The 20,456-nt window shown below is 36.6% G+C and carries 19 protein-coding genes; 7 read left to right on the top strand and 12 right to left on the bottom strand.

Going from position 1 to position 20,456, the window contains the following annotated elements:
• From BM308_RS11215 to BM308_RS11165, 11 genes are all read right to left on the bottom strand, one after another.
• On the bottom strand, positions 1 to 269 hold a 269-nt coding region (locus tag BM308_RS11215), incomplete at its 3' end, for a dTDP-4-dehydrorhamnose 3,5-epimerase family protein (RefSeq protein WP_143098614.1).
• Positions 270 to 295: 26 nt separating this feature from the next.
• Positions 296 to 1,822, bottom strand: a complete 1,527-nt coding sequence (locus BM308_RS11210; protein WP_074945292.1) for a rhamnan synthesis F family protein — start codon at positions 1,820 to 1,822, stop codon at positions 296 to 298.
• A gap of 44 nt (positions 1,823 to 1,866) precedes the next feature.
• Complete coding sequence (locus tag BM308_RS11205) at positions 1,867 to 2,730, bottom strand: rhamnan synthesis F family protein (RefSeq protein ID WP_074945291.1); 864 nt, start codon at positions 2,728 to 2,730, stop codon at positions 1,867 to 1,869.
• A 39-nt stretch (positions 2,731 to 2,769) separates the two neighbouring features.
• Complete coding sequence (locus tag BM308_RS11200; protein WP_177214451.1) at positions 2,770 to 3,702, bottom strand: rhamnan synthesis F family protein; 933 nt, start codon at positions 3,700 to 3,702, stop codon at positions 2,770 to 2,772.
• Between the two features lie 17 nt (positions 3,703 to 3,719).
• Positions 3,720 to 4,847, bottom strand: a complete 1,128-nt coding sequence (gene glf / locus BM308_RS11195) for a UDP-galactopyranose mutase (RefSeq protein ID WP_074945288.1) — start codon at positions 4,845 to 4,847, stop codon at positions 3,720 to 3,722.
• Between the two features lie 19 nt (positions 4,848 to 4,866).
• The gene (locus tag BM308_RS11190; protein WP_074945286.1) at positions 4,867 to 5,985 is read right to left on the bottom strand and encodes a glycosyltransferase family 2 protein; all 1,119 of its coding nucleotides are present in this window, start codon (positions 5,983 to 5,985) and stop codon (positions 4,867 to 4,869) included.
• Between the two features lie 60 nt (positions 5,986 to 6,045).
• Positions 6,046 to 7,140 (bottom strand): hypothetical protein, encoded by a 1,095-nt coding sequence (locus tag BM308_RS11185; protein ID WP_074945284.1) that lies wholly within the window; start codon positions 7,138 to 7,140, stop codon positions 6,046 to 6,048.
• Position 7,141: 1 nt separating this feature from the next.
• Positions 7,142 to 8,950 (bottom strand): hypothetical protein, encoded by a 1,809-nt coding sequence (locus BM308_RS11180; RefSeq protein ID WP_074945283.1) that lies wholly within the window; start codon positions 8,948 to 8,950, stop codon positions 7,142 to 7,144.
• Between the two features lie 24 nt (positions 8,951 to 8,974).
• Entirely contained in the window at positions 8,975 to 9,997 is a 1,023-nt protein-coding gene (locus BM308_RS11175; RefSeq protein WP_074945281.1) for a glycosyltransferase, read from the bottom strand.
• Between the two features lie 88 nt (positions 9,998 to 10,085).
• A complete protein-coding gene (locus BM308_RS11170) occupies positions 10,086 to 11,198 on the bottom strand; it encodes a DegT/DnrJ/EryC1/StrS family aminotransferase (RefSeq protein WP_074945279.1) in 1,113 nt (370 codons plus the stop codon).
• A 96-nt stretch (positions 11,199 to 11,294) separates the two neighbouring features.
• Positions 11,295 to 12,164, bottom strand: a complete 870-nt coding sequence (locus tag BM308_RS11165; RefSeq protein ID WP_074945278.1) for a TatD family hydrolase — start codon at positions 12,162 to 12,164, stop codon at positions 11,295 to 11,297.
• 289 nt (positions 12,165 to 12,453) lie between these two features.
• On the opposite strand from BM308_RS11165, the gene BM308_RS11160 reads away from it, so the two are divergent.
• On the top strand, positions 12,454 to 13,311 hold the full coding sequence (locus tag BM308_RS11160) for a rhamnan synthesis F family protein (protein ID WP_074945277.1): 858 nt from the start codon (positions 12,454 to 12,456) through the stop codon (positions 13,309 to 13,311).
• Positions 13,312 to 13,380: 69 nt separating this feature from the next.
• Here the strand turns inward: BM308_RS11160 and nth are convergent, their stop codons facing one another.
• Positions 13,381 to 14,025 (bottom strand): endonuclease III, encoded by a 645-nt coding sequence (nth, locus tag BM308_RS11155; RefSeq protein WP_074945275.1) that lies wholly within the window; start codon positions 14,023 to 14,025, stop codon positions 13,381 to 13,383.
• 66 nt (positions 14,026 to 14,091) lie between these two features.
• Between nth and rsxA the strand changes: the two genes are divergently transcribed.
• Genes rsxA through BM308_RS11125 form a run of 6 tightly spaced genes read left to right on the top strand, consistent with a single transcriptional unit; the run spans position 14,092 to position 19,919 of the window.
• A complete protein-coding gene (rsxA, locus tag BM308_RS11150) occupies positions 14,092 to 14,679 on the top strand; it encodes an electron transport complex subunit RsxA (RefSeq protein WP_074945273.1) in 588 nt (195 codons plus the stop codon).
• Complete coding sequence (locus BM308_RS11145) at positions 14,676 to 15,239, top strand: RnfABCDGE type electron transport complex subunit B (protein WP_074945272.1); 564 nt, start codon at positions 14,676 to 14,678, stop codon at positions 15,237 to 15,239. Before rsxA ends, BM308_RS11145 begins: the two co-directional genes overlap by 4 nt.
• Positions 15,240 to 15,244: 5 nt before the next feature.
• Positions 15,245 to 17,260: an electron transport complex subunit RsxC gene (gene rsxC, locus BM308_RS11140; RefSeq protein ID WP_074945270.1), complete on the top strand. Its 2,016-nt coding sequence runs from the start codon at positions 15,245 to 15,247 to the stop codon at positions 17,258 to 17,260.
• Between the two features lie 59 nt (positions 17,261 to 17,319).
• Positions 17,320 to 18,471: an RnfABCDGE type electron transport complex subunit D gene (locus BM308_RS11135; RefSeq protein ID WP_074945269.1), complete on the top strand. Its 1,152-nt coding sequence runs from the start codon at positions 17,320 to 17,322 to the stop codon at positions 18,469 to 18,471.
• Positions 18,471 to 19,181, top strand: coding sequence for an RnfABCDGE type electron transport complex subunit G (locus tag BM308_RS11130; RefSeq protein ID WP_074945267.1), 711 nt, complete (start codon positions 18,471 to 18,473; stop codon positions 19,179 to 19,181). Before BM308_RS11135 ends, BM308_RS11130 begins: the two co-directional genes overlap by 1 nt.
• Before the next feature lie 3 nt (positions 19,182 to 19,184).
• A complete protein-coding gene (locus BM308_RS11125; RefSeq protein WP_074945266.1) occupies positions 19,185 to 19,919 on the top strand; it encodes an electron transport complex subunit E in 735 nt (244 codons plus the stop codon).
• The last annotated feature ends 537 nt before the right edge of the window (positions 19,920 to 20,456 follow it).

Genomic DNA, 20,456 nt, shown 5'->3' with positions numbered 1-20,456 from the left:
CCTGCTCTGATATCTACTGCTACATCCAGTACCTTTCCTGACAGTACTCTTACCAGCTTTGCCTGACAGTAGTCTCCTGTCTGACAGTGAAGACCTCGGATTACACCATAGCTGGATTTGGACTGATTGTCCTGTACGAAACGACAGTCAATGCCATTAGCCTTGAATTCATTCTCATTATAGCTTTCATAAAAATAGCCGCGTGCATCTTCAAATACTCTTGGCTCTACAATTACTACACCGTCTATTGCTGTTTTAATAAAGTTCATGCTTTTCCTCTAAAAACAATTGAAAGCTACTTTTTAAGCATATGCTTAACCAGAATTGGATGCTCAACATACGAATTTAAATATATGGCATAAGGATTTACAATGTTAGTCTCATCATAAGGATAATAACTTCCCATTGTAAAATTATTCTTCTTTAAAAACTCTGATAATCCCATCTCATACTGTTTGATAATCTCTGTTTTATGTTTCTGATATGTTACAGAACGTAAAAAAGCAGCAAAAGAATCACTTAGAAATACTTTCTTATCTAAGATCAGAAAATAACTCTGCAGATGAGGGGCTTTGATCCATTCATACTTATGACTCTTGATTTTATTTCCAAAACCATAAGTTGAAGTACACAAAGAGTATGCATCATAATCTTTTGCCTTTTCAAAAAGGTTTATAAGATCAGCATCATTTCCAACAAAATCAACACTATCGTTACATATTAAAAGAGAATCCGCATTATTCAGGATACCTTCCTTTGATAAAAGCTCATATCCTCTTTTGTATGATCCGAAATCATACTCATTATGTCTTTTTATAATCACTGCATCGCAGCAGCTCTTAAGAATCTGTATAGTAGCCTCATCAGCCTTACTATCAGCAACATATACTAGATAATCTACCTGTTTTCTGACTGAATTCAGATAGAAGACAGCGTTATCACTGATCTTTCCCAAAGCAGTGAAACCTGCAAAAATACAAACTCTATTAGAGTTAAAACGCTGGCGGTCAGTAAAATAGGATATTTCCCTGCAACTCTTTGAAAAATGAGGCTGCTTTTTTATTTTAAAAGGAACCGATAGGCCTAATACTGTTGCAACTGTGTGTTTATTGAATTTGACAACAGAAAATATTTTCTGCGCAAAACTAAGCTGTAGCTTAGGAATAATTCCGAGCTTCAGAGCAATCTTACGATCTGATTTTTTATCCGAATTTAAAACAACATCAGAGGAAAATAAAAGTCTTACATTAACAGGATAAACTACTCTGATATTCTCTTGCTGTTCACATATTTTTGAAAAATAGTAAACAAAGTAATTTGTCCTCAACATCAGGGCTTTTTCAAGCTCATCACGACACAGGTTAAAAGTATGTTTGTCAAAAAACAGGCAGGACTCAAAATCGTTATATGAAGGACTCTGATCAAAAACCTTATAGATATTGTATTTCTCTGCCTCAAGATTATCCGGATCACTACCAAGGATACAGTTATTCTCTTTACCTAACACGTAAAGATTATTGTTATCAAGGTTAATTTCCCTTTGAATATACTCAAGAAAACGCTCAGAGAACAGAAAAGTATCAGGAATAACGCCTATAAAACCATCTGAAATAGAATCACAGACCTTAAACAGAACTGAATTTATTCCCTGAGAAAAAGACTCGGTTATAACCTCAATTTTTTCAGATTTTGGAACAAAACCACAATCAGCAGACGGGGTGATAAAAAAGATTTTTTCTACAGATAAATTTTTTTCACAGATAGATAGTAATCTTTCGCTGTTGTAACTGGAACTGCATACATTGCAGATAATAATCTTCATTACTTAACCTAAAGCAAAACAAAGGAAATCGATTCAAATCATCATTATTGTTTCTTTTTCAGAGGAATCGCTAAAACCGGAATATGAAGAAACTTTACAAGAAACTTATTCTTTCTGGTCACTCTAAAGGAAAAAACTGATGTAAAAATGAAACGTCTTAACACATTGGCAATTACAATAAGCTTTGAGATAACAGGGTTAGTTGTACAGTCGGCAATTATATACCCCTGAGAATATACCGCATAGCCGAAGAAACGCTCAATCATATGTGCAAGCTGACAGGTATTATGTGTCTGGTCTGAATCCTGAAAATCATTCAGGGAAAGATTAAGAGATAAAACATCATTTAAGACTTCCGACCTGACCACAAACATGGCTCCACCAACAAAGCTGTAGTTGCGTTTAGGCAAATTGTGTCTGCTTATAAAATCTGCTGTTGCCTTATATGCTTTATTATCATCTGAGTATTTATTGATAATAGCCATACTTGGCCCATGCATTCCAATACTAGGCTCTGATTCCATAAGGTTAATCACATGATTAAAACTATCAGAGCTCCTTATAAATCCAAGCAGAGCATTTCTCCATCTTGCTCCATAAAACCAGAAAAGAGAATCTCTTCTTAGAATATCTCTTTTGGTATGAAGTTTAATTACATAGCTATAATCAGAAAGATTAACTGATTTGATAACCTCAACAAACGGACCGATATCAAAGCCAAGATTTGGTACGAATCTAATCACACAATCAGGATACTCTGCTTTTATTTTTTTCTGCAGTTCCTCTTTACCCTCAGGCAAAGTGACATACAAATCATAGGAATACCCAGATATATTCTTTATACATTGGGACAGTTCATCCCAAAGATAATCATAATAAACGTGGACGTGGACAAGTATTGGCTTCATTCAAAAACTTTATAAAGGGGTGTTAATAACAAGAAAAAGTTAACCTTTAAACTGTTTTCTCTTTACAGTAAAAAGCTTAATCTTAAATACTCTTATGATCTTATCTTCATTATACAATCCATCTACTCTGAAAATGAATCGAGTTATTTTTTTTACCAATCTTAAAGATAAAAATCTGCAGAAATATGAATAAGGAACATTTAATAGTCTGTCAAAGCTTTTAGTAAAAGGATCATCAATTCTATACCCCTGAGCTGTAACCAGTCCCCCAAATACTCGCTCCAGTATATGAGGTAAATCATCTATATGATCTCGCTTTGCCTGCATAAAATCCACTGCATTATAATCAAGCTCTACCAGTTTTTTAAAAAGTTTTGACCTGCAGATAAACATGCTGCCACCAACAAATTCAATGCTATTAGCATCAAAACTTACGACTTTGTTGATAACACTGATTGCGTTTTCAGCACAGAACGCAAAATGTTCGTCTTTACATGGAAGTTTTGTTATATCGATAAGTTTATGATTACTTACCATTCCCAGCTTAGAATCGTTTTTAAATGCGGCAAAGACACTCTCAAGATTTGGCTTATCCTTGATAAAAGACAGAAGATAATTTCTCCAGGAACTGCCCATAAAGAAAAATTTATCTCTAATAGAGACAACCGTAGATCCCATACTTCTTTTTGTATGCAGCTTAATTATGTAGTCATACTTATCAAGGTCGACCTGTTTTAGGATCTTCAGAAAAGGCCATATATCGTAGCCTACATTCTCTGAGACGGATACATTTGCTTTTTCATTTACCTTGTAGATATGTTCAGAAAATCCCTGATTATAAAGAGATTCCGGCATAGTAACGTACAGATCATAATTCTTGTTTATCTTATCAAGATTGGAAATACAACCTGCAAGTTCATCCCATAATTCAGGATAAAACACATGAACAATAACTAATATTTTCTCTGACATATCCATTAAAACTAACTTTACTGATTAGAGCACAATAGTTCAGCTGTAGAAAGAGCTCTTTCAATAACCTTATCCATATCGTAGTATTTATACTCGCCTAATCTTCCGCCGAAAACAACATTCTTTTCTTCAGAAGCTTTTGCAAGATATTTCTCAAACAAGACCCTGTTCTTTTCATCATTTACTGGATAATAAGGTTCATCACCCTTAGCCCATTCCTTAGTGTATTCTCTGGTTATAACCGTACCAGTTAAATCATTACCATTAGAATCCTTTCCAAACTCGAACCATTTATGCTCAATAATTCTGGTAAAAGGAACTTCCTTTGAGGTGTAGTTAACCACAGCATTGCCCTGATAATTATCGGTATCAAGAATTTCCGTCTCAAAATTCAGACTACGGTATTCAAGAGCACCAAAGGCATATTCAAAATAGGCATCGATTGGACCAGTAAATATAATCTTATCTGCAAGCTTTGAGAAATACTCTCTATCAGTTAAAAAATCTGTATTTAGTTCTACAGATATTCCATCAAGCATTTTTTCAACCAGAGAAGTATAGCCTCCAACAGGTATTCCCTGATATAACGCATTGAAGTAGTTATTATCGTATGTGAAACGAACAGGTAGTCTCTTAATGATAAAAGCAGGAAGATCTTTACAGCTACGTCCCCACTGTTTTTCTGTGTATTCCTTTACAAGCTTTTCATAAATTTCTTTTCCAACCAAGCTGATAGCCTGTTCTTCTAGATTTCTTGGAGTAGTAATTCCGCTTTCTTTTTTCTGAGCTTCAATTTTACGATAAGCATCCTCAGGAGTAATACATCCCCACATTCTATTAAATGTGTACATATTAAAAGGAAGAGAGTAGATTTCGCCTTTATAGTTAGCAACTGGAGAGTTTGTATAACGGTTAAACTCTGCAAATTTATTTACAAAATTCCATACCTGACGATTGTTAGTGTGGAAAATATGCGCACCATATTTATGGACATTTATACCATTTACATTTTCAGTGTAAATGTTGCCGGCAATATGTTTTCTCTTGTCTATAACGAAAACTTTCTTTCCTTTTTCCTTAAGACGATTTGCAACAACTGCTCCAAATAAGCCTGCACCAACAATTAAATAATCATAAGTAGCCATAATTTCAGATATCTATAAGTTAAAATTTAATTTTAAAAAGAGGTCTTGGGAACGGAAAAAGGTCCTCTTTCTTTTCACTGGTAATCTGAACACCCAGAAACTGGAACATAAAACCGGTTCTTCTGTAATGAAGTCTGAACAGATACTTTCTTACCATTTTAAGAGTTAAACCAATTCCTCTGAAAATATGCCCCTTCATTTGAGCATCAAGAATCTTCTTATCTTCGTTATTGAAATACTTGTAACTAAATGTATTATCGGTAAGTAAATCAGAATAAAGCTTTACCAAAAGGTCTCTGTACTGTTTTTTATATTTCCAGAAAATTGCTCTGTATCCGCCTAAACAGGCACCAAAACAGTGGTGATAAAATACTTCCTTGGTAGCCTCATATTTGCCGTATTTTTTCAGTAGATTCTTTGAGTTTTCCCACTGTTTAGGACCAAATAACAAACGATCATCTCTTCTGATAGAAGATGATCCCTGACTCAGTTCCTGTCTATAGTGAACCAGATGTTCCTTAACAAATGAAATGCGTTGAGCCTTACACAATGACTCAACAAAGAAAGGTAAATCCTGATAACTTGCAGATTTTGTTTCCAGGAATTTAATATCCTTTATAAATGAAGCTCTGTAAAGACAGGCCCAAATAGAAGGCTGAAAAGCCAGAAGTTCTGGAAAATTTTCTATTGAAAAAACTTCATCTGGAATTGTTGCAATTTGGCTAATCGCAGAATCATAGGCTATATTTTTCTGCTCAGCGAAGGAATTGTAGAAATAAAAACTGCATTTAGTCATATCTGTATTGAACTTCACTGCATTCTCATACAGTTTCTCAAACATATCAGGCTCAATCCAATCGTCTGATTCGATTATGCCAATATATTCGCCTCTGGCAACGCTTATACCATGATTAACAGCCTTTCCATAGCCACCATTTTCCTGATGAATAGGAACTACTCTACTATCCTTTTGTGCGTACTCATCAACGATCTGAGGACATCTATCCTTTGAGCCGTCGTCTACTAATATGACCTCGATATCCTTAAAAGTCTGATTAAGAATACTATCAACGCACTCATTCAGATATTTCTCTACTCCATATATTGGTACAACTATTGATATTTTCGGAATAGACATCACATGAATCCTCAAAAAAACTGATGAAAAAAAAGCGGTTACTAAACGTGGATTACAGATTTAAATTTTTCTTAACTTTATGGACTTTACCATAAGCTCAGAATTAATGAACGATATTATACTAATAAAAGTATCCTGTTCGATGCTATTTAGAGAAATTGGTATAACTTTATGAAGCTTATTGTTGGAAAATTCATTATCTTTGAAGAAAATTTTATTAACATAATTTCCAAAATGAAATTCTAAAAGGCCTATAGTCCCCTGTTCTGAAGCTTCACATGACTTCTCAATATCGACCTCAAGCTCATAGTTTCCAGCTCCATATTCATACTGATCAGTAAAAATTACAGGCACATCTTTCTTCAGTTGCAAGTAAGGATAATCAGGAAGTCCATTCTGTTTAGCAAGATTAGAAATTGATATTTCCTTTTCAAAAACAAATCCGTTAGAAAACTTATAACCAGCATTTGTCAAATATTCAATAGTTTCATTGGAATTAGTGTAAAGGCCTACCTCATCACTTATTTTTGTAAACAAAAGACCTTCAGAATTCAAATAAAAATAATCCTTGGAACAATCAGTAATAATAACCAGATCCTGCATATTCACAACACGGGAATGCACAGGAAATATTCTGGATTTAACCTTAGGAGCATTACGGAATAAAAAAGGAATATGGTCTATATAAATTTGCAAATTACCTGAAGTTGCAGTCTCATTTATTCTGTTTAATAACTTTTCACTATCCTGATAAAAATGATTATCCTTTTTTAGATAAGATATCTCTCCAAGACTATATAAAACAAAGAAAATAAAAGAACAGTAAAAGAAAATACAAGAAAAAATTTTTATTAGAGCTTTTTTCTTATCAGTATTAGTTTGTAAATTATTTTTTTTACAAATTAACTGCGTATTCCTGACAAAGTAATATGTAACAAATGGAAACGACACAAAAAATACAATAAGGAAAACTACAGTAAAAAAAACTATATTAGATGATGAAGCTAATTGATAATTTTTAAGAAAGAAATAAGTCTTCAAATAATCAATTATCAAAGGAAACAAATATACAAGCAAAGCAACATAAGCAACTGATAAGCAATAAAAGCTCAGCTGCTTTCTATTTTTCTTTGACAACACTTGATAAAACTGCATATTAACTATTCTCTGCTTTAATATAACCAGAGCCTTTCTCTCTTACATCTGAAAAAATTAGTAGTAGACAAGGATTGTAGAAAAACTCAATATAATGATGTTCTGTAAAAGAATGAACTGCTATTAACAGAAGGATAATTGATAGTTTCAGATTTTCACATTCTAATACACGTTTCTGGGTAAATATATAAAGAACTGCATAAACAAGGAATCCAGCAATTCCATATCTTATCAGAAGCAAACAGTATGAACTGTCAATAAAGTTATAAATTCCCTTTGATGCGAGCGTTCCTCCGTTACCCACAAACAGAATATTCTGTCCCATAAAAGAGATGCCATAATTATTCAAGGCACTGTGAACAAGAGAAAGTCTAGTACTGAATAATGAATCAAGGTAGTTCATCAGGGAACTAGAACTGTCATAGAGAATTCCCAGAAGTAATGAGAGTGCAGCTAAAAATACAAATGAATAGCGCAGAGAAAAGCTGATTATTCTAGAGTGACAGATTATAGCCTTTTTATTTTTCAAAAGAGAATAGATAATAACAAAAAGGATACTTATACACATGACAAGTTCTGTATTACGCGTATGTGTATAAATCTGCTGAAAATATATAAGTACTGACAGGACCGCGATACTTAAAACCAAATGCGTATGTTTTAGAATGCTCCATAAAGCAAGACTGACAAACAAAATAGAACAGGCAAAATCAGTAGGATAAATAGAGCCAAAACTATGCCTGTAAACACCAAGTTCTCTTACATAAGCTATATCTTTGAGAAGTCCGCATAACATTAAAATGATTTCTGATGAAATAACAAGTCCAATGCTGATAACAAAAGATAGAAGGATTCTTCTGTATCCAATCCTATAACAGCATACTGCAAGTAAAATAAACTCGTAAATAAACTGCTCCGTATTCGTCAGGTAATAGATTCCATAAAGAATTATGCCAGATACGACAGCTATCAGAACGAAGCCATAATCTCTGTTTATTAGCATCCGGAGCAGATTGTACACTGCAAGAAGAAACAGCAATGCATTAAAGAACTTATAAATCCAGTTCCATATGGATAGACTAATGAGGCTGTAATAGCCAGAGAAATAACTAATAAAGAAAAAGAATAGTAACATTTGGGTCAGGATCGGAATAATCCTATATCCGCACACAGAGACAACCTCTAGCTTCTTTATATTAGGACAGATACATAACCAACATCCTTTAAGGCTATTTCTATAGAATAATGCGCCAAATATTACCAATAAGACAAGGGATAACCTAAGTAATCTTGTTTTATCCTGATTTTTTACAACAAGACTGATTTTGGGATTTATAACAATAGTATCAAGAGAATACTTACTGTAATCTTTTCCTAGAATAATCTTTAGATTTTTTGAATAATGACCAACAGGAATATATCCGGTTTTCGTTCCAGAGGATATTGTATCGTGGATAAAATCGTCAGAGAAATGGTCATTTTCATCTGAGCAGTATACTTTTATATGAATTCTTCTAGAATCCATTTCATTAAACTTAAAATATACGCCTCTTACAAAAGTGAATGACTTATTTTCATAAATAAAATAAGGATCTTTTAAAGAAAGGACCTTATTATCTTCAAGCAATAAATTATGTTGTTCTAACGTTGATGTTTCAACAGAAGTATTATCAATCAGACTTTCAGGGAACCAAGAATATATATTTTTCTGAAATAAAAGAAACTCTATTGCAACAGCTGCAAATAGAGATAGAAACAAGACAGCAGGAAATTTAATATATAAGTCTTTATTAAATAATTTTTTTATCATAAGTAAAATCTGGGTTTCTTTGTTTTAGTCTTTTGGGAAAAACTTCTCTAATTCATTACCAAAATACTCGACTCTGTTTCTAAACTTTGCTGTAAGACCTAGCGTTAAAAAATTAAAAATCATTGACTTAATATATTTTTTTCTTAATCTTCTGAAGATGGTGTAATTTTCTCTGAATGAATCTTTCTCAATACGTTGCAAAATTGCAGTTAAGTGTTTATACAGCCATTCATCCTGATTGGTATTACACAGAGAAAAAAATGTCCTTAAGTATCTGGAATACCCGACTAAATCCTCAAAATGACCTCTAAAAAGGATCTCAAAAATATTTAAGGTTGAAGCAAAGCCTGATGCATTCTCACTTCCACCTGGTTTAATTCCATGGAAATGAATTATCCTGGCGTTATCGTTTGTGCCCCAATATGGTTTCCAGTTGTACTCTAAAGGCAGTTCCTCATAATCCTCGAGACAAAACTCATTAAGATACCCCTGATCAAACAAACCTGTACTGTTTGGAATATGATTTTCCAGCTGCTTAAAGATAAGCTCAGACTTTTTTCTCATCTCCTCAACATTAAAGTATATGATGCCTGCATTAAAGTATCCTGCTTCTTGAATCGTTTTTTTGAACTCAGGACCAACCATTAGCACCTTTGGCTTAGTTAATGATTCTAAATTGAGATCAGCCATAAACATTACATCAATATCAGCATACAGGACATAAGACTCTTCCTTCTCAATAAAGGGAATATCAAGTCTCATAAAGGTCCCGGCAAGTTTTTTGAAGTCTATGGAATCACGTCCAGTCTGAGTTAAAAGAATATCCTTAGTGAAAGTTTTCTTCAGATCTTCAAAATGTGAAAACACCCAGTCTATTCTTTTAACAGGATACGAATCTATAATGTCACGAAACGGATGATTTTCAGGTCCATCATAAAGAACAACAATGTCCAGACTTGTGTTCTGAGTGGCTGTCCTTAAGGCTACCTTCAACAGATTCTGATATAAAGTGCTTGTTTTTTCGTCATTGCTTGCAGACACGCACATATAACATTTCATTCTACGTAAATAACCTCTTTTTTAACAATGAACAGAACACCTGTTAAGCCTGGCCGAGTCCCTTTTTAGGAGAACTTTAATCACAAAACGAATTGATTGTCTCAATAACGTGATCTTGTTCTTCTTTTGTCATTCCTACAAAAAGAGGTATCGATAGAACAGTATCAGCATATTTTTCTGTGATAGGCAGAGAACCTTTTGGCAAACCAAGATACCTGTATGCTTCAGATAAGTGTGGAGGAATAGGATAATGAATGATTGAACCAACGCCCTTTTTATCCAGGTACTGTATAAGCTCATTTCTTTTTTCACATCTAATCACAAACTGATGCCAGATATGGGTTGCTCCGGTACGGATTTTTGGAAGTTCTATTAGATTGTTCTTAATTTCACGCAGATATCTTTCACATATTGCTCTTTTTTCATCTTCAAGTTCCTGCATATGGGAAAGTCTGACTCTCAGTAAACCTGCCTGTAGCTCATCCAATCTTGAATTTGTACCAACTACCCTATTGTAATATCTTTTCTCACTTCCATAATTTCTGAATACCTTTACAGCTTCCATAATTTCTGGATTATCGGTTACTATTGCACCAGCATCTCCAAATGCTCCCAGATTTTTAGATGGATAAAATGAGAAACAGCCTATATCACCAAAGGTTCCTGTATTTTTTCCGTTAAATTTAGCACCATGAGACTGAGCACAATCTTCAACAACTCTTAGGTTATACTTTTTGGCAAGTTTCATGATTGGCTCCATATTGGAAGCCTGTCCATAAAGATGAACCACAAGAATAGCTTTGGTTTTATCTGTTATTTTACTTTCTATCTTCGAGGCATCAATATTAAAGTATTCATCTGGTTCTACAAATACTGGAGTTGCTCCATTAATTGTAATGCCCATAACACTGGCAATATAAGTATTCCCCTGAACAATTACCTCATCGCCCTTGCCAATACCTAATATACGAAAGGCTATCCAAAGGGCATCTAAACCGCTTGCAAGTCCAACACAGTATTTTGCATTATTATATTGAGCAAACTCTTTCTCAAACTGTGTAACTTCATTTCCTAATACGTACCAACCGCTTCTTAACACTTCAAGAGCTTTGTTTTCAAATTCATTCTGATACTTATAAAAACCGCGATCCAGTTTGTTTGCTGGTATTTTATTAGTTTCGTTAAACATAATTTCACCTAAAAAATATGTAATTAGCACCTTCTTCACCTAACAGAAGGTGAGAATTATACGACAATATTCTTTCAATAATTACAGTATAAACTACTATGAAAAGCTTCTATCTATTATGTTCTCAATTTTATAAGACGAAATCTCACAGCCTTTAGGAGGCGTCTCATAATCAGACAGTTTCAGCTTGTATAAATTTTCAAAGTTCTCAGAGGTAATTCTTGCCAATTCTTTCTCGGACACTCCTTTAAAATCAGCAAGATATTTTAAGGTATAACGCACAAAGGCTGGTTCATTTTCTATACCTCTGACAGGAACAGGAGCAAGATATGGACAGTCAGTTTCCACCATCATCCGGTCAAGAGGGACGTATTTAACAACCTCTCGCACATTATCACTTGGCTTAAAGGTAGCAATACCCGTAAAAGAGATATAAAAGCCAAGATCAAGGCATACTCTTGCCATATCAACTGAATCTGTAAAACAGTGAATTACACCACCTGCATCACGGGCGTTTTCTGATTTTAAAATTGATAAAGTATCGTTTTTAGCTTCTCGAGCATGGATTACAATAGGTTTCTTAACTTCAAGAGCAACTCCAATATGTCTAACAAAAGAGGAGATCTGCAGATTTTTTGTTTCTGGAGCATAATGATAGTCAAGACCAGTTTCACCAACTGCAATAACCTTATCTGAGGATAATAGATTTTTTTTCAGTTCTTCATCTGACCAGTCAGGCTCCTCCTCAAGATTTAAAGGATGAATACCGCAGGCAAGAAAAATATTGTTGTACTTTTGTGCAATGCTAAGGTTCTTTTCAAACTCTTTTGAAGTACAGGCTACTGAGAGAAAATGACTGACACCGCAACGCCTTGCTCTTTCAATAATTTCATCAATTGACTTTGCAGCTTTGCCTTCTAAGGAAAGACTTTCAAGATGACAGTGAGAATCGACTAAATATGACATAAAAAAATAATGGATTAAAATGAACGAGCAACTCGCTGAAAATCCGTATTCTCCACAAAATAATCAGATACGATGAAAAGCGTATCAGCTTACAATCCTCAATCCTAAACATATTTACAAGGTGTAAAGCTTAATACTCTATCAAAATACTGCAGATACTCAAAAAAAACATGGAGTATAATACAGCAAATCTGAAAGTTATCCTAACTAATAAATTCGTTTCTAAATAAAAAAGGGGGATTCGGATTTAAATTCACAAGCAGATAGTGTTTTTCATCCGTTATAACTTATGAAGCCATTTCTAGTTCATGTTCATGTTTATTATCAGTCTTTATGGCAGGAAATCTCAGACTGTCTTAAGAATATAAAAGATTATGATTTTAAACTTTTTGTAACCCTTGTTAAAAATGATCCTGAATTTGAAAAAAAAATAACAGATGAATGGCCTACAGCAAACATTGTATTAGTCCAGAATCGAGGATTTGATGTCGGACCTTTTATAACAATTCTTAATAATGAAGATCTGAATCAATACAGTTACATCATAAAACTGCACACAAAAAGAGATATTCCTTCTGACAAAAAAAATGCCTGGTACGCAGGACCTAAGTGGAGAAATGCGCTTTTAGGTTTTCTAAAATCCAAAGAAACCTTTGCTAAGGTGCTTAACAGCATGGAGAACAATCCCAAAATTGGCATGCACGGACCAAACATCTCAACCTTCAATAAATTATATGATGAACAGATTACCTATCGTGCAGCAAAAGCTTTTATCACTGAACATGGCTTAAAATTCTGTAAATTTAAGTTTGTCGCCGGCTCAATGTTTATGGTAAAGGCTGATCTTTTCCAAAAATTAAAAGAGCTAAAACTTACCCAGGATGACTTTGAAGCTCCAGATGTATCTCATGAAGGATGTCAGCTTGCACATATTTTCGAAAGATTATTTGGATTTGTTGTCTATGATCAGGACTATGACATTGTTGACTGCGAAAAAAATGTCATGTGGTCGAGGATCAGCTACATTTTAATGAATCTTAGAAAAATTGTTATGAATACTCTTATAACAGTAAGAGTTACCAGAAAAAATAAGCTTCTGATAAAGATTCTGAAAATACCGGTAATTGCAATCCCTTTAAAAAAATAGTTTTTGCATAAGTTAGCCAAAACATTTGTATGCAGAATTGAGAACATATTCAATTCTGAGACAAAACAGCTACATCAGCTTTTTACAGAGACCGGAAATTCTGCAATTCTCACACATAGGATGACGAGACTTGCAGACATACCTTCCATGAAGCAACAGAAGATGATGAGCCTTAATCATGTATTTATCATCAATAAGGTGAACAATATTATTCTCAACATCTTTAACAGTTTTGCCAGGACACAGACCGGTTCTGTTACATACTCTAAAGATATGGGTATCAACAGCTATGGTTGGCAAACCAAAAGCCACATTCATAACAACCTTTGCTGTCTTTGATCCAACCCCAGGTAAAGAGACAAGAGCCTCATATGTACAGGGGACATTACCTTTATATTTATCTATTAGAATCTTTGACATCTCAAAGATATTCTTCGACTTAGCCCTCCATAGCCCAATCGTTCTTATTACCTCAGATATTCGGTCCACGCCTAATTCAACCATCTTATAAGGGCTTGGGGCCATAGAGAATAATTGAGGTGTAACCTTGTTTACAGACTCATCAGTTGCCTGAGCCGAAAGAATTACAGCACATAAAAGTTCATAGGGATTGCTGAATACAAGTTCAGATTTAGGATTAGGAAAACACTCACTTAATATCTGCAGGAGCTCACATCTATCGTTATCAGATAACAAACTAATAGTTTTTTTCATGAAATATCAAACTCTTTGCGGTATCATATCTTTATTACAAATTTGTACTGTCTTTAATTTTAGATCATGACTCATTTATTGTTTTTATTTTTCGGTGCAGCAATCGTTAATAACTTTGTGCTGGTCAGATTTTTAGGTCTGTGCCCTTTTTTAGGTGTCTCCAATAAAATCTCTGCAGCCTTCGGAATGGGAATTGCCACCACTTTCGTGCTGCTTGTAACCTCCATGGGCTGTTACGCAGTAAATACCTTTGTACTTATCCCTTTCAATCTGCAGTCTCTTGACCTTATCATGGACATTGTAATTATTGCCCTGACGGTCCAGCTTGTAGAAATTGCTGTAAGATTCATCTCCTATGATCTTTATAATGCCTTAGGCATCTACCTGCCCCTTATTACCACAAACTGTGTGGTTCTAGGTCTAGTTCTCCTGCAGAACTCTCTGCAGTTCTCATTTTCAGAGGCTACAGCCTTTGCCTTAGGTGCGGGCAGCGGTTTTACTCTGGTATTAACATTATTTGCAGCAATACGAGAGAGACTTGCTATCTCAGATGTACCAGAACCATTTAAGAATACAGCCATTGCACTTATCACCGCAGGACTGCTCTCTCTTGCCTTTATGGGCTTTGCCGGCTTTGCAGGGAGTGCAGCATGATACTTGAATTAAAGTTTATCCTGATTCTTGCAGCAGTACTTCTGGTACTGGGATTAATTCTATCTTATCTATCAACTCTTGCAGATAAAAAAGAGGACAGTGCTGAAAAACGAATTGAAATGCTTCTCCCGGGAATCAACTGCGGTCAGTGTGGATTTCCTGGATGCAGTGCCTACGCTAAAGCCCTTGCAGATAAAAAGGCTGCTCCAAACCTCTGCCGTCCCGCAGGTGCCGATGTAGCAAAACAGCTTGGCGTTCTTGTTGGTGATACCAACGCTGCCTATGGAGACTATGAGGAACAGCTTTTCTCTCCTCGCCAGGTTGCCTATATCCATGAGAACAGCTGCACCGGCTGCGGTAAATGTAAACGTAAATGTCCAGTAGACGCCATTGCAGGGGTGCTCAAGGAGGCCCATATGGTTGATCCTGACCTATGCATCGGCTGTGATGACTGCATCAATACCTGCCCAGAGAAATGTATTGAAAAGATTCGTCTTGACCATGATTTATCTCATTTCAACTGGAACATACATTCAGTACAGATTAAGAGTGGAAGTTAACAGTTATGGCCTCTAATCAGTTACAGAAAATAATTAAAGCTAAAATCTGGAAGTTCTTTGGCGGTATTAAACCTAAAGAGATGAAGGATACCTCCGAGAGCCGAATTGAAGATCTTGGACTTCCATCTATTATCTGTCTTCCAATTGACAGACACCTTGGCAAGGAAGGAGAAATCCTTGTAAATGTTGGTGATCATGTCAAAAAAGGACAGCCACTGACCAAAGCTTCTGGCAGACTGGTTCCGGTACACGCTTCAACCTCCGGTACCATCAATGCTATCTCAAAGGAAGTTCTTCCTCATCCTAGTGGCTATACCGGACTGTGCATTACTATTAAACCCGACGGTAATGATGAGTGTGTTGATCTTGAACCAATGAAGGACTGGGAGTTGAAATCCAGCCGTGAGCTTTTAGAGAGAATACACAACTACGGTGTTGAAGGTCTTGGAGGAGCTCAGTTCCAGACAGACTTCAAGATTAAATCAGCCATTGAAGATTCTCAGACCGGATGCAATGTTCTTATCATTAACGGAGCAGAGTGTGAACCTGTAATTACCTGTGATGATCGCATCATGCAGGAGCAGGCCTCAGATATTGCACTGGGTATTAAAATCATTAAAAAGATCTTAAATCCAAAGGTTACAGTGGTTGCCATTGAGGATAACAAGCAGCAGGCTATTGCGGCAATGAAGTCTGCCTGTGAGGGTATAGCTGAAATCCGTGTAATTCCAACAAAATACCCATCCGGTGCTGCTCGAAATCTTATCAAGATTATTACCGGTATTGAAATTCCATATTCAGTTCATACATCTGAGTGCGGAATCGTAGTGAACAATGTGGGAACTGTGCTTTCAGTCAAGGAAGCGGTTGTGGATGGTATGCCGGTAATCTCCCGTGTGGTTACCGTTGCAGGATCCAGCATGAAGAAGACTGGCAACGTCAGAGTACGCCTTGGCTCTTCTGTACGTTTTGTTCTAAGCAGCTATAACCTGTCCCCTGAATTTCATCAGCGAATCATTCTGGGCGGACCTATGATGGGCTTTACCCTGCCTACCATTGATGTGCCTATAACCAAGAGTGCAAACTGTATCTTAGCTCCAACAACTGCTGAGATACCATTATTAAAGCAGCAGCAGAACTGTATCCGCTGCGGTCGCTGTGCCCGAGTATGCCCAAGCCGACTGGTTCCATATCAGATGTACAGTCAGTCCAAAGCAAAAAATCATGCAGCATGTCTAAAGGCCGGTATTACCGACTGTACCCTGTGCGGTGCCTGTGCTTATGTATGCCCATCATTCATACCTTTAACCTCACAGTTCAGATATGAACAGGCTGTAGAAAAACACATCCGTGATGCTGAAAGACGTAATCTTGTGGCTAAACAGAGAATGCAGCAGAAAGAGGAACGTCTTGAGGCGGAAGCTAAAGAAAGACAGGCCAAAAAAGAGGCTGCACTTGCCAGAATCAAAGCTCAGAAGGAAGCTGAAGCCAATATGACTCCTGAGGAGCTTGCAGCCGCCCGAGCTAAAGCTTTAGAAGAGGCTAAAGCCAAAGCCCGTGAACGCAAAGAGGCTATTCTTGCACAGAAACAGCAGCAACAGAAAGCCGGAGAGGATGATGCCTCAGCCTTAAAGAGACTCAAAGAGTCTCAGGATAAGGCCATCGCCATTGCAAGACATCAGGGACATATTGAAAAGCCTGCAACAGCCTCAGAAGTACCTGAGAATACTATTGAGCAGCAGGTAGCCAATGCTCAGCTTGAGGAAAAGGATATTCTTCCTGAGTCCTTAAAGAAGAATGCAACCTCTCGTCTGGATGAATTTAAGGTAATTCTGCATGAGTCTATGCCTGCAAAATCCAGCGAGCTTAAGCTTGTAGGTCTACCACCTGATGACAGCCGTCAGAACCCAGAACCTAAGAAAGTTATTCCTCAGGTACTGATGTCTGCTCAGGAAGAGAAAAAGGAAGTTAATATTCTTCCTGATATTTTCAAGAAAAAGACTCTACGCTCAAAGCGTTAATCGAAAAAACAAATAAATACGAATATACAAATACGAATACTTAATTAAAGAAGACTATTATGAATATAACCCAGTCACAGGGTGTGGTAAAAAAGATCTTAGGAATAGAAACCGCACCTCACCTAAAAGGGAAAATGACCACCCAACTGATTATGGGCTGTGTACTATTTGCCCTGCTGCCGGCATTAGTGGTTCAGGTATACTATTTTGGCTATGGTATTCTCTGGCAGTTTTTAATCTGTGAGATAACAGCCTTAATCTGTGAGATAGTGGTTTCCCTGTTACGTCATCGTAAAATCTCTACTGCAGTAGGAGATCTATCAGCAACGGTAACAGCTCTGATTCTGGCATTTACCCTGCCACCTCTTCTTCAGTGTTATTACACTGTTGTAGCCACCGTTTTTGCTATTATTGTGGTTAAATCAGTCTTCGGCGGTTTAGGACACAATATCTTCAACCCTGCAATGGCAGGCTTTATCTTTATTGTTATCTCATGTCCTGCAGCCATGAGCAATGCCTGGATTGTACCGGCACCTGCTGCCTATACACAGGCTACCCTTTCAGCAACTCAGCAGGTGATCTTTAAAAAAGCAGATCCGGTTAACCTGAGAAATCTTGTGGAAGGGTTAAACCTTTCAGAGAACACTCATGATGAGGATAACGATTTAAGCATAAGCTCAATAGTAGACAGCTTCACTGGCGCCACCTATCTTGAGAATATCAAGGCTGCCCGCAAGACATCTTCTTTAGATCTGCTTCCAGGTCACGATTTTACCCTTGGAAACTACAAGGCTTATATGGCTCTTGCCATTGCCTACTGCATAGGAGGCCTTATCCTCTTTGCCTTTAAGATCATTATCCTGCGTATGGTTGTGGCTTTCTTTGCTTCATTTATTTTCTTCCAGTGGATCCTGAATCATTTCTTCCCTGGAAATTATCTGAATGTAGAAGATGGTCTGCTCTTCGGCGGTACCATGCTGGCAGCGTTCTTTATCATTACCGATCCGGTTACCAATGCAGGAACCTCCAAAGGCCGTATCTATTTTTCAGTCTTTGTCGCCTTTTTAATTGTGATTCTCAGAGCCTACGGCTCCTATTCAGATGCAGTTGCTTTTGCTGTCCTGCTTGGTAACTCCTGTGCACCTTTAATTGATGTAATGACCTCTCGAAGACCTTATGGTGTAGGTTATAAAAAGGGAGGATTCCAATAATGAATAAAGATCTTGAAACGATTTTAGATACCAATACCAAAGATACCGATACCCAAAATACCGGTACTGATAAAAAGCCAGAGAAAAAGTACAAGTATTCGAGAACTGCCCGTGCTATTCTCTCTGGACTTTCTTTAGCCTTTGTAGCCTCCCTGTGCGTTGGTATGATTATGTATACCTCAGAGAGTACCGAGGAACTTAGAGAGAACAACAAGGCAAATTCTCTTAAGGCAAAAATCAACAGTCTCTTGCCTGATGATGCCCGTGGAGACAATATCAAACTCACCTGCTATGCCATACAGAAAAGTAGAAACATCGGTCATAATCAGAAGCTTTACATTGCTGCAAAAGATCTGGAGATCAAAGGCTATATCATGACCTACTCCACTTCTTTAGGCTATTCTGATCCTTTGGTGATGATTGCAGGCTTTACCCCTGACAAGAAAGTCTACAAGGCTGATATCTATTTTTCACAGGAAACCCCTGGCCTTGGTGACAAGGTAGATCGCGACCATGGAAACTTCCTTGATCAGCTTTCAGGTCATTCTCTTTTAACCTCCACCTGGGATGTTAAGAAAAACGGTGGTGATTTTGACTTTATCACAGGCTCCACCGTCACCTCCAGAGCAACAGTTATTGCCACCTATCAGGCTTTAAAGGAATTAAACAGCTTTGATATCCGTTCACTAAAAAAATGCAAGGTGAAGTAGCGCATGGAAAACAAGATTGATACCGTTGAAGGCAAAAAGAAAAAAGTTAAAGCCTCAACTAATACCTCACTTTTAAAGATTCTGTTTGACGGTATCTGGTCAAACAATCCTGGCCTCTGTCAGTTATTAGGATTATGTCCTCTGCTTGCGGTTACAACATCTGCTGTATCCGCTGTTGGTCTTGGTCTTGCCACGCTGATTGTAGTCTGTTCAAGTTCTGTGATTATTTCTCTAATCCGCAGATGTATCTTCAAAGAAGTTAGAATTCCAATCTATGTGCTTTTTATTGCCACATTGGTTACGGTGGTTAAATTCTACATTGAAGCCTACTTCCCTGATTTAAACTCTCAGCTTGGAATCTATCTGGCTCTTATTGTTACCAACTGTATCATCATGGGAAGAGCAGAGGCTTTTGCCAGTCGTAATGGCCCAATAATGGCATTTGTGGATGCAGTAGGAACCGGTGTAGGTTTCTCATTGGTGCTGTTTGTATTAGGAGGAGTACGAGAGATTATCGGACAGGGTACTCTGTTTATGGGAGCATCAAAGCTTTTTGGAAGCTTCGGTGAAGCTATTGAGTGTACCTTTATAAATGCAGATTACACTCTGATGGTTGCAATTCTGCCTCCAGGCGGCTTCTTTGTGCTTGCATTTATGATTGCACTCAAGAACTTCATGCAGAACTTCAGACGTCATAAGATTGAGAACAGCTTCAGAATCAAGTCAATTCAGAACTGATCCTTCCTATTAGATAATACTGATTTTGATAAGATACATCTAATCAAAATCAGTTTATTACTTAACTCCTCGTTAAACAGCTTCTATATTCTTTTTACCTTTATAGCAGGAAAACTTGGTTCATCCTATATGGTGACGCCTCGGATGTCAATCATTTTGTAAAACTTTTTGACTAGCGCTGTCCCTTGCAGAACTTTAATCATAACTTATTGTTTAATCAGACATTGTTTGTCTGATTTTTATTCATTTCCAGACAATAAAAATATATTGGAAGCTAATCCAATTATATCTTCGGTTAGGATCATTTGCCTATAGGCAGGATCAATCTTTCTGCTATAAATTTTCCTTCTTAAGGTAACGCATCCTGTATTTCTGAACCATTTACTTTCGGTCTATTACCTACAACAAATGAATTTCTATAATCATGAGTCAGAGCTATTTCTCCGTACCTGAGAGATCAATCTTTACCAAAGAAACTCCGCCGCTAAATTCTCTTCTTAAAGCTTTAACGCCTATCATCTGCCATGCATGTCGGAG

Source organism: Succinivibrio dextrinosolvens, assembly GCF_900116345.1.
GTDB classification, from domain to species: Bacteria; Pseudomonadota; Gammaproteobacteria; order Enterobacterales; family Succinivibrionaceae; genus Succinivibrio; species Succinivibrio dextrinosolvens_B.
This window is presented reverse-complemented; position numbering and strand designations above follow the sequence as displayed.